Here is a 10,631-nt window from a genome sequence, read left to right on the forward strand (position 1 = left end):
AGATGTGTATAAGAGACAGCCCCCATCTCCCCCATCTCCCTCACCTTCCTCATCTTCCCTACTCCCCATCTCCGCCAATTGCTGAAACCCCACCACCAACCGCTCAATATCGGCTGCCGTATTCCCCAGGCTGACAATAAAGGTGAGATGTCGTAAGGTTGGCAGCTCACACGTCACGCCTAACTGCTGATGCAAAATTTCATCTGCCGTAAATCCATCGATCCCTAGACCTGCGACGTTCACTGTTAACCGCGTGCGATCGAGCATACAAAATCCCGGAGTGGTCGCCTGTTCGGGTTGTAAAAGCCTTAATCCAGGGATCTGACTTAAGCGCGATCGTGCCTGATCCGCCAACTGTAATGTTCGCGCCATTACGTCTTTGCCAACGGTTGCCATCTGCTGACGCGCCGCATCCAGACTTGCCAATAGCAGATAATTCGGGCTGGTGGACTGTACCAACTGAAGGGCACGACTGATGCGATCGCCATCCACCCGACCACCTCGCTGATGCAACATTGCCGCCTGCGTTAAGGCAGACAGGGTTTTGTGGGTAGACTGCACCGTTAGATCAGCATTGGCAACCAAAGCCGGAGTCGGGAAGTCTGGATGAAAGGCAAAGTGGGCACCATGGGCTTCATCGACCAGGAGGGGAATGTTGGCGTGATGGGTGATCTCGGAGATCGTCGCCAGATCACTACAGGTGCCGTAATAGGTGGGATACACCACAAACACCGCTTTGGCATCCGGATGCTGGGCTAACGCGGCGGCGATCGTCGTTGGAGTAACACCATGCGCCAGATCCCACTCCGGGTCATACTCTGGCTGGACAAATATGGGCACTGCTCCCGACAAAATTAAGCCGGAAATCGCCGACTGATGGACGTTGCGCGGCAGAATAATCTTGTCCCCTGGATCACAGGTCGCCAGAATCATCGCGATCACGCCACTGGTCGAGCCATTCACCAAAAACCAGGTCTGATCCGCACCAAAGGCTTCAGCCGCTAAGGTTTGGGCAGCCTGAATCACTCCCTGGGGCGCAAATAAGTTATCGAGTTCCGGCAGTTCCGGCAGATCGGCTCGACTGGCTTGAACGCCTAACAGATCGAGCAACGATCGCCCCATGCCCTGTCCTCGCTTATGTCCGGGAGTATGGAACGGAGCATAGGTACGATCGGCACACGCCTGCAAAGCTGACAGCAGTGGCGTTTGTGTTTGATCCAGCCGTGGTTGATTCATTGCTCCGATTGCTCTAGCGATCGCACCGCCTGTACCCCCTGCCATGCCTGGATCAGATTTCCTCGCAGTAAGCCAGCCACCCCGTTTAAGATCTTGAGTTCTGGCAAGGATGGATTTAATGCCATCGCTTTGTTTAACGCCACCTGGGCAGGTCGTGCCCGAAAATCATACAGGTTAGCAAAGGCTAAGTAGGCGTAGGCATAGGGGTTTTGGGCATCCAGAGCCACCACCCGTTCTAATGCCGCGATCGCCGGATCGACCCGTTGCTTCAATACATTCGCCAGTGCCAACGTATAAGCAAACTTGAGATTATCCGGTTCCTGCTGCAATCGATAGTCCAGCGCCTGCCAGGTTTGGTTGACATAATCCTGGTTGGGGTCGTACTGGCTAATGCGGGCAACCTCCTCAAAAATCTGATCCAACTCCCGCCGACCATAGGGCAGGTTTACCGCCAGTTCCCGTAACTGCGTTACCAGATCCACCTCCGGAGCCGGACTGGCTGGAGCCGTTGCCACAATTTGCACCTGCACCTTTGGCACAGGAATCGTCACCGCTTCCCCAGTTTGCCGATTCAGGTAAGTTGCTTCCAGGGTATAAAGACCCTCTGCCGATTTCGGCGGTAGCATTGCCATTCGTTCTATTACCTGAAATTGCGCCGATCGCTCCTCAGGTTTGACGGCTTCAGCATGGAGGAATCCCGCCGCGATCGCATGATCATGCAACCACCGCTCTACTCCCCGTCCTGAGGCTGACATGGGTTTGCGCCAGGTTAATAAAACCAAGCCAGATTGCAATGCCTGCCAGTTGCCAGACCATTCATAGGTCACGGGCAGAGGTTTGCCGGGGGGAGCCTGGTTGGGCAGAATCACGCGATCGAGCCGAATGGGTAGGGGGGAAGCGGAGGATAGGGACGATGAGGCAGAGGGGGAGGCTGGTGTGAGAGTTGATTCTGGGGTTGCCTGACCCCCTGCGGCTAGGGGCTTTACTTCTGCCAATGGCACTCGCTGCCGATAGAGCTTTAAGGTACTGCGATCGGGTAATTCCCAGGTTTGATGCAGTTGGAAGTCCGTTTTTGCCTCTACAGAGGTGACTAACGCCGCATGTGCCCGTTTTTTTCGAATCGAACCCTGGTCATCGGTTTTGGTCAGCATCCAGGGCAACGATCGCCGATCGGCATCCACATCGCCCACCCGCGTTCCCACCTGCCGCCCATAGACTTGAAAGTTGTGCAACATCCCATAGTAGTTGACATTGTGCTGATTAATTTCTGGAGTAGAGGGCAGTACGCCGATCGTCGATTGCATGTAAGGGTCTGCCTCAGCCACAGCCGCCACTACCGCCGCATGGGGTAAGTCATTCATCAGCACCGCCGGATGTCTGGCAAACGATTCTCGGTGCAGCCCAATACTGGCAAAGGCGGACACCCCCACCAGCAGGATTAGCCCGGATAAAACCAGACTGCCCCAGCGCAAAATGTTCCAGGAGTAGGGTAATAACGTTAACCCATAGGCGAGGATCACCGCGATCGCGGGCAAATAGGACACGGTATAGCGGGGATCTTTATTGATATTGAGCGAACAGAGAAAATATGCCCCGACGCAACAGACTAACAGCCACCCGATCGCCTGTCGGGATTGACCAAATCGCTGCTCTCGGTAATCTCGACTTTTCGGCGCATAGTCATTTGTCCCTGCCCATTGGCTACTGACCCGCCCCGGTCGCCAAAATAAGATAAACCCGACCAGTGGAATCAAAAAGAGCGGCAACGAAATACTATCCGGCAAAAGTTCCAGGTAATACGTCCAGGCATCGATCGACAACAGGGATGGATCACCTTCTGCGATCGCCGCATCGATCGTGGCGCGTTTACTCCCAGTCAGGATCAACAGCCAGTTCGTGCGATACCAGGGATAGCAAACAGCGATCGTCAGCAGCATCGCTCCCAGCAACTGCAACAAGCGTCCCCAGGCTCGCTGCCTGATCGTTTCGACAGTAACCCAAAGCAGCGGCACTAGCAAAAATAGCAACGCCGTTTGCTTAACCATCAATGCCAGCCCAAACGTCAGTCCAGTCAGCAGTGCCAACACCCAGGAGAGCACCGTTCCCTGCCCCAGGCGTCCGCGCCAGAGGGTAAGACAGGTAAAACTCAGCGTCACCATCGCCGCCAGGGGATAGTCCAACAGGTAATCCAGCCGCACCCGGTACAGCCCCGGCATCAATAGACTAATTCCGGCTGCCCACAGGCCCACAGGTACCGAAAACAACCACCAGCCCAGCGTATAGACCGAACCGAGCAGAATCGCACTATAGAACAGATTGACTAACGTACTTTGATCAGATCCTGCGCCAAATAAGCTGAGGAAGGGAGCCGTCGAGATAAAGACTAACGGTGGCATTTTCGTGGAGAGATGCCAGAGGCTGACCCACCACTCAATCGAGAACCAGTTGGGAGTTTGTAAGGCTCGCCAATGAATTAAGGCGGCGTTCAGGTACTCTGCTTGATCCCAGGAGGGCATGGCATGATCGAGGGCAAACCACAGGCGATCGCCCACGGCTCCCACGCACCAAATCACTGCCAATGCCAGCAATCCCTTGCGCCACAACGACGGATTTCTCACCTCACCCATGCAATCTGCCTACGTTAAGTCTTTACCCATCTTTACATGAGGAATTCCGGCCTCCTCAAAAATTTCCCCTTGCGGCGCAAACCCTAGCTTGTCGTAAAAGTCTCGTACCGCCACCTGGGAATGAATACAAACTTCTCGCACCTGACGTTCGCTCAGGATCGCCAAGGCAGTTTCGACCAACTTTTTGCCAATTCCCTGTCCCCTGGCGATCGCCAGCACTGCCACCCGCTCTAACTTAGCCACCTGAGGATTAAGGTAGCGAATTCGGGCAGTCCCGATCGCCTGACCATCCTGTACTGCCAACAGATGCTCCGATTGGTCATCTAAGCCATCAAACTCTAGAGCCGCATCAACTCCCTGTTCCAGTTGAAACACTTGCTGTCTAACCTGGTAGATCTGAGGAAAATCAGCCGGGAGTTGCGCCAGCCGAATCGTTAAATCACTCATTTTTGCGGTTTTTTCTGCACTAGAGAAACTGGTAAGGGTAATGGAGCATTGCTCCCTTGATCGAGCGTAACAGGCATCTCCCTATGGTAAAAGAACGGGCATTCTGGCTGGCATGGTCACAGTTGCATGGTGTAGGGCCGATCTTACTCAAACGACTGCACCAACACTTTGGCACTTTATCCACGGCTTGGTCAGCGCCAACCACTGCCTTGATGGAGGTAGATGGACTGGGGCAACAAAGTGCCGAAGCGATCGTGGCTCAACGCCAACACTGTGATCCAGCCACCTTGCTGGTAGAGCATGAACAGCACAATCCCCACTTCTGGACTCCCGCCGATCCCGACTATCCCCGTTTATTACTGGAAATTGCCGATCCGCCCGCCGTGTTGTATTACCAGGGGCAAGTTGATCTTCAGGAAACCTCAGGGCAAATTCCCACGATCGCGATCGTCGGCACTCGTTCTCCTTCCGACTATGGCAGACGCTGGACTCGCCGGATTAGTGCCGCCCTGGCAAAACAGGGGTTTACGGTCGTATCGGGGTTAGCTGAAGGGATCGATACCGAAGCCCACCGCAGTTGCCTCCAAGCGGGGGGACGGACGATCGCGGTAGTCGGCACTGGCGTTGATGTCGTCTATCCCTGGTCAAACCGTCAGTTATACCAGCAGGTGCTAACCCAGGGATTAGTCGTCAGCGAGTATCCGGCAGGCACTCAACCCGATCGCATCCACTTTCCGCGCCGCAATCGGATCATTGCCGGGTTCAGCCGCGCCACCTTAGTGCTAGAAGCTCCCGCCAGATCGGGCGCATTGATTACAGCGCATTTAGCCAACGACTATGGACGCGATGTTTACGTTCTCCCCGGTAGCTTAGATAACCCGCGATCGCTGGGCTGCCTGAACCTGTTGAACAATGGGGCACAGGTGATCTTGGGAGAAGATAAGCTACTCGATTTACTCGGCACATTACCCCAACTACTGCCCTCGGCGACCGCCCCCCTGCCGGAGCAAATTGCCTTGCCCCTGGATTTACCCGCCGATCTGAATCAGGTGCTTCAGGCACTCACCGAACTATCTCAGCGATCGGAAGCGGCAGGCGTTCACCTGGATCAACTGGCACCTGTACTACCGTTGAATGCTGGCGAGGTTTCTAGTGCCCTGCTGCAACTAGAGCTGATGGGGCTGGTCAATCAGTTACCAGGAATGCGCTATCAATGCCATTAAGTTTTATTCGGGGTACGAAAACTCATTGGGAAAATTGTTAACGTGTGGACGACATTAATTGATAGAACTTAACTAAATCTGAATGGCACTGACTTAAGGACACGCTTCACTCTAGTCGCCCCCTAAATCCCCCAATTTTGGGGGACTTTAAGGTTCGGCTCCCCCAGAATTGGGGGTTGGGGGGCAGTTTGGATTGTTGTTTCAGTGACATTCAACTAAACCCCATCTCGATCCATCCTGTACCAGGAGCGATCGTCTGCTGATCCCTGCTATCTCTAGAATTTACGCGAGGCAACTGCATGTCCGACTGGCTGGCACAGCAAATCACCATCATTATGAGTTCGATGGGCTATTTAGGTATCGGACTGCTGATGTTTCTGGAAAACCTGTTTCCCCCAATTCCATCAGAACTAATCATGCCGTTAGCGGGGTTCACCGTGGCTCAGGGCAAGATGGAGTTTTTCCCAGCCGTCGCCGCCGGAGTATTGGGCACTGTCCTGGGTGCCTACCCGTGGTACTTTGCTGGCAAGCTCGTTGGCGAACCCCGACTCCGAGCCTGGGCCGATCGCTACGGAAAATGGCTCACCATTTCTGGGCGGGATATCGATCGCGCCAATAGCTGGTTTACGCGGCATGGTGTGATCGCGGTACTGCTCTGCCGTCTAGTACCAGGGGTACGAACATTAATTTCTCTACCAGCAGGAATTAATGCCATGCCCTTATTACCATTCACCCTCTACTCAACCCTAGGCACAACCCTGTGGGTCAGTCTGCTCACCTTCCTGGGGTACAAGCTGGGAGAAAACTATGAATTAGTGGATGAGTGGTTGGGTCCCGTCTCTAAAGTAGTCGTCCTGGGGCTCATGATCGGGTTCGCGGCATGGATTTGGCGGCGACGGAAATTATTCAAACGGAAACACCGGAAATCCTAACCCAAGTCCCGATGTCACAGTCAGGCTAGTCGGCTGGAACTAATCTGCCTGATTCCGACTCAGTAGACTTATCGAGGTAGGGGTTTCCTGAAATTTCTTTGCCCTGGTTCCCGGTACATTGATTCTGTGCAGTTCTAGGAGATAATGTTGGCAATGCCATTGGACATTCGGGAAGTCGCCAATTACTCCGATAGGAGAATTCCGGCTTTTTTTGTCAGAAGCATCTGATTTTCGTGCAGAGCTTCTATGATAAGCATGGGAGAAAGGCGATCGTCCTTGCCCAGTTCATGCCCGTCGTTCGTACACTGATGCCGTTTTTTGCTGGCATTGGTGTCCTGATCTGTCGGATATTTGTTGCTTATAACATAATTGGTGATTTTTTTTGGACACTTGGCATCACACTACTAAGCTACTTTTTGGGGGTAGGTTATTCCCAATGTCGATAAGTATTTAATACCGATTATTTTGGTGATTGGGGTGGTTTCTCTCACACCATCTATCTTTCATCTCTATCAGGCACGAAAAACAACTAGACATTGAAATTACCCGATCGCTACTGGCTAATCCTGTCCTACATCCAACCCCAGAGTCGAACGATCACCCAAGCGCTCCTCTGTACGCTAGTTTTCACGGCAATCTGGCCAATTCTGGCATGGTTGGCTGGTGGAATGGCGCAACTGATTGCAGAAGGCAATGTTTTGGCGATCGCTCAGTTGTCTGGACTGGGGGCGATTGTCTTTTTGGCGCAGAAAATTGCTCAGTATGGGCAAGATGCCTTAATGGCGAAGGTCGCCTTAGCCATCGCCTTTGAACTCCGGACTCGGGTTTATGCCCACCTACAACGCTTGAGCCTCAGCTATTTCGAGACTGCCCAAAGTGGGGATCTCGCCTATCGGCTGACGGAGGATGTCGATCGCATTGGCGAGGTGGTCAATAAGCTATTCCATCAGTTTGTGCCGAGTGTGCTGCAACTGGTGGTGGTATTGAGTTACATGGTTTACCTCAACTGGCAACTCACCCTGGCAGCGTTACTGATCGCCCCCTTGATGGCACTCTTAATTACCTGGTTTGGCGAGAAGATTCGGCAGTTGTCCCATCGCAGCCAAAGCCGCATTTCCAACCTGTCTGCCATGCTGGTCGAGGTGTTCAGCGGAATTCGGTTAGTGCAAGCCTTTGCTGCCGAAGACTACACCTTAAATCGCTTTAGCCGGGAAGCCGAGCGGAATCGCAGTGCCCGGTTTCGGACGGAACAACTGAAAGCGATTCAGTTTCCGGTGGTGGGCTTCCTCGAATCCCTCTGTCTGCTGCTGTTATTAATGTTGGGGGGGTGGCAGGTTCATGCCCAAAATATTTCTGGGAGTCAGTTCGTCAGTTTTTTAACGGGCGTTGCCATGTTAATTGACCCGATCTCGCTCCTAACCAGTAACTATAACGAGTTTAAGCAGGGAGAGGCCTCGATCGAGCGGGTGTTTGAACTCCTGTCCATTCAACCCACCGTAGTCGAGCGACCGGGTGCCAAGACAATGCCGCCTGTAACGGGTAAAGTGGAATACCGTCATGTCAACTTTGCCTACCAGCCCCAGCAGCCTGTCCTGCGCGATTTAAGCCTTTTGGCATTACCGGGAGAAGCGATCGCCCTGGTGGGGTCTTCGGGAGCCGGAAAAACGACGTTAGTCAATCTCCTGCCCCGCTTCTATGATCCCCAATCGGGTCAGATCTTGATCGACGGCATCGATGTCCGCGATGTCACCTTAAGTAGTCTGCGTCGCCAGATTGGCATTGTGCCCCAGGAAACGATTTTGTTCTCGGGCACGATCGCCCAAAATATTGCCTTTGGGCAAGCGAACTTCGATCTGGAAGCCGTACAAGCCGCCGCTAAAATCGCCAATGCCCACCAGTTCATCATTCAGTTTCCCGATGGCTATCACAGTTGGGTGGGCGAACGGGGTGTGAATTTATCCGGCGGTCAACGGCAACGGTTGGCGATCGCGCGGGCAGTGTTACTCAATCCCCGCATCCTGATTCTGGATGAAGCCACCTCCGCCCTGGACTCGGAATCGGAAGCATTGGTGCAGGAAGCCCTGGAACGATTGATGCAAAACCGCACCGTCTTTATCATTGCCCATCGGTTAACCACCATTCGCCGCGCCGATCGCATCTTAGTGATTGAGCAGGGACAAATTATTGAATCGGGCACCCATACCGAGCTACTGAACCAGGGCGGACGGTATGCGGGCTTCTACGCCCAACAGTTTCAGGATTAATTCGATCGACTAGACTGAAGCTACAGTATTGCGTGGGAGTTGGGACTCATGGAGCCAATCATTGCTGCCATTGCGCTAGTTATTATGGGCTACACCGTCGGGTCAATCAAAATTATCAATCAGGGCTATGAGGGCATTGTGGAGCGGTTGGGACAGTATCGCCGCACCCTTAAACCGGGATTGAATTTTGTTATTCCCTTGCTAGATACGGTGTTGGTAGAAACTACCCGCGAACAACTGTTAGATAGTAAGCCCCAATCCGCCCTGACCCGGGACAATGTCACCATCACTGCCGATGCGGTCGTGTACTGGAAGATCCTGGATGTGAAGAAGGCGTACTACGAGATCGAGAATCTGGAGGAAGCCTTAAATAATCTGGTGATTACGGCCTTGCGATCGCAGATTGGGCAAATGGACTTACGCGAAACCGTATCCTCCCGCAATCAAATTAACCAGGCACTATTACAGCAGTTGGATGAAGCCACCGAACCCTGGGGTGTAAAAGTGATGCGGGTCGAAGTGCAGGAAATTAAGATTTCCGACACCCTGCGGGATGCGATGGAACGGGAACGAGCCGCCGAAAGTAACCGTCGCGCTGCCCTATCGGAAACAGAAGGGGTGGTCGAATCGATTCACCGAATTTCCAAAGTCTTACAGTCGCAGCCTAATGCCGAATACGTGCTGCGCTACCTGCTGGCACAGAAGTATGTCGATGCCAACTATAAGTTAGGAGATAGCCCCAACTCCAAAATTATCTTTATGGATCCCAAAGCCCTGACCGAAACGATCGGGGAACTGATCAGTGCGGATACGGAGGGCATTGGCGAAGGTACTAATGGGCAGAGTCAAGGCAATAAGAGCTAATCCTCCCTATCTCTGCTAGCTTCCCCACCGCCCCATTTCCCACCCAAGCTCTAACGTCGCCAGATCGCATCCGTTACCTGACAGACATCCCGCATGGCTTGGACATCGTGAACCCGCAGAATATCGGCACCGCCTGCGATCGCCGCACTACAAGCCGCCGCCGTTCCCCAAACTCGTTGTTGAGGATCGGGCTGGTTCAGGATATGACCAATAAAGCTTTTGCGCGATACCCCAACCAAAATGGGACAGTGAAGCATCCGAAATTCGGCTAAACGGCGGAGAATCTCTAGATTTTGCTCATAGGTTTTGGCAAACCCAATCCCTGGATCGATCGCAATCCGACTCGGATCAACACCACAGGCGATCGCTTGTTCCACCTGATGTTGCAGAAACTCCGTAATTTCGCCCATCAAATCTCGGTAGTCTGTCAATTGCTGCATGGTTTTCGGGGTGCCGCGAATATGCATCAAGATCACCGGCACTCCTAGCTTGGCAACGGTAGGGAACATCTCCGGATCAAAACTGCCCCCAGAAATGTCGTTGACCACATCTGCCCCGGCAGCGATCGCGGCAGTGGCGACAGCAGCTCGCGTTGTATCGATCGAAATTGGAATATCCGATTCCTGCCGTACCGCTTGTATGATCGGGATGACCCGACTCAGTTCTGCCTCCAGAGAAATCTCATCTGCCTGCGGTCGAGTCGATTGCCCACCAATATCCAGTAGATCGGCACCTGCCGTGATCAAGCTTCTGGCTTGTTTCAGAGCCGTCTCCAGAGTATTGAACTGTCCCCCATCACTAAAACTATCCGGAGTGACATTCAGGACACCCATCAAATAGGTGCGTTGTCCCCAAACCAACGTAGAATTTCTGATCTGCCAGGTCGGTAGCGGCTGAGTTGTCACAATTGAGCTCCAATTCATCGCTAGAATTACTACTTTAAGTCCCCCGATCGCTACTGACCGTACCCGTGATAGTACGGCAAGTTTTCGGGAACTCTAACTTTAACATTACGGCTGCATTGCCATTGCGTGATCC

The 10,631-nt window shown here is 53.2% G+C and carries 9 protein-coding genes; 5 read left to right on the forward strand and 4 right to left on the reverse strand.

The features are described from left to right. The 3 genes from ACN4EK_RS16065 to ACN4EK_RS16075 form a co-directional block, all read right to left on the reverse strand. Positions 1-1,236: aminotransferase class I/II-fold pyridoxal phosphate-dependent enzyme (locus ACN4EK_RS16065; RefSeq protein WP_431659029.1), on the reverse strand; the 1,236-nt coding region annotated here is incomplete at its 3' end. Further along, positions 1,233-3,863 (reverse strand): phospholipid carrier-dependent glycosyltransferase, encoded by a 2,631-nt coding sequence (locus ACN4EK_RS16070; protein ID WP_431659030.1) that lies wholly within the window; start codon positions 3,861-3,863, stop codon positions 1,233-1,235. The genes ACN4EK_RS16070 and ACN4EK_RS16065, both read right to left, overlap by 4 nt. A gap of 9 nt (positions 3,864-3,872) precedes the next feature. Further along, positions 3,873-4,310: a GNAT family N-acetyltransferase gene (locus ACN4EK_RS16075; protein WP_431659032.1), complete on the reverse strand. Its 438-nt coding sequence runs from the start codon at positions 4,308-4,310 to the stop codon at positions 3,873-3,875. Positions 4,311-4,393: 83 nt separating this feature from the next. Between ACN4EK_RS16075 and dprA the strand changes: the two genes are divergently transcribed. The 5 genes from dprA to ACN4EK_RS16100 all read left to right on the forward strand — a co-directional run bounded on the left by dprA (position 4,394) and on the right by ACN4EK_RS16100 (position 9,593). Next, positions 4,394-5,533 (forward strand): DNA-processing protein DprA, encoded by a 1,140-nt coding sequence (dprA, locus tag ACN4EK_RS16080; RefSeq protein WP_431659033.1) that lies wholly within the window; start codon positions 4,394-4,396, stop codon positions 5,531-5,533. A gap of 299 nt (positions 5,534-5,832) precedes the next feature. Continuing rightward, positions 5,833-6,465, forward strand: a complete 633-nt coding sequence (locus ACN4EK_RS16085; protein WP_431659034.1) for a DedA family protein — start codon at positions 5,833-5,835, stop codon at positions 6,463-6,465. 233 nt (positions 6,466-6,698) lie between these two features. Continuing rightward, positions 6,699-6,911, forward strand: coding sequence for an SNARE-associated domain-containing protein (locus ACN4EK_RS16090; protein ID WP_431659035.1), 213 nt, complete (start codon positions 6,699-6,701; stop codon positions 6,909-6,911). A gap of 90 nt (positions 6,912-7,001) precedes the next feature. Further along, positions 7,002-8,729 (forward strand): ABC transporter ATP-binding protein, encoded by a 1,728-nt coding sequence (locus ACN4EK_RS16095; RefSeq protein ID WP_431659036.1) that lies wholly within the window; start codon positions 7,002-7,004, stop codon positions 8,727-8,729. Between the two features lie 48 nt (positions 8,730-8,777). Further along, complete coding sequence (locus ACN4EK_RS16100) at positions 8,778-9,593, forward strand: SPFH domain-containing protein (RefSeq protein ID WP_431659037.1); 816 nt, start codon at positions 8,778-8,780, stop codon at positions 9,591-9,593. Between the two features lie 50 nt (positions 9,594-9,643). Here the strand turns inward: ACN4EK_RS16100 and folP are convergent, their stop codons facing one another. Continuing rightward, complete coding sequence (gene folP, locus ACN4EK_RS16105; RefSeq protein WP_431659038.1) at positions 9,644-10,516, reverse strand: dihydropteroate synthase; 873 nt, start codon at positions 10,514-10,516, stop codon at positions 9,644-9,646. Positions 10,517-10,631 lie beyond the last annotated feature (115 nt).

Origin of the sequence: Pantanalinema rosaneae CENA516 (assembly GCF_050753385.1) — a bacterium.
GTDB lineage: Bacteria > Cyanobacteriota > Cyanobacteriia > Leptolyngbyales > Leptolyngbyaceae > Pantanalinema > Pantanalinema rosaneae.

Bases quoted from the DNA above. Each gene is read 5' to 3' on its own strand.
- ACN4EK_RS16070 (WP_431659030.1), bottom strand. From the start codon at position 3,863: ATGGGTGAGGTGAGAAATCCGTCGTTGTGGCGCAAGGGATTGCTGGCA.
- ACN4EK_RS16075 (WP_431659032.1), bottom strand. From the start codon at position 4,310: ATGAGTGATTTAACGATTCGGCTGGCGCAACTCCCGGCTGATTTTCCT.
- dprA (WP_431659033.1), top strand. From the start codon at position 4,394: ATGGTAAAAGAACGGGCATTCTGGCTGGCATGGTCACAGTTGCATGGT.
- ACN4EK_RS16085 (WP_431659034.1), top strand. From the start codon at position 5,833: ATGTCCGACTGGCTGGCACAGCAAATCACCATCATTATGAGTTCGATG.
- ACN4EK_RS16100 (WP_431659037.1), top strand. From the start codon at position 8,778: ATGGAGCCAATCATTGCTGCCATTGCGCTAGTTATTATGGGCTACACC.
- folP (WP_431659038.1), bottom strand. From the start codon at position 10,516: ATGAATTGGAGCTCAATTGTGACAACTCAGCCGCTACCGACCTGGCAG.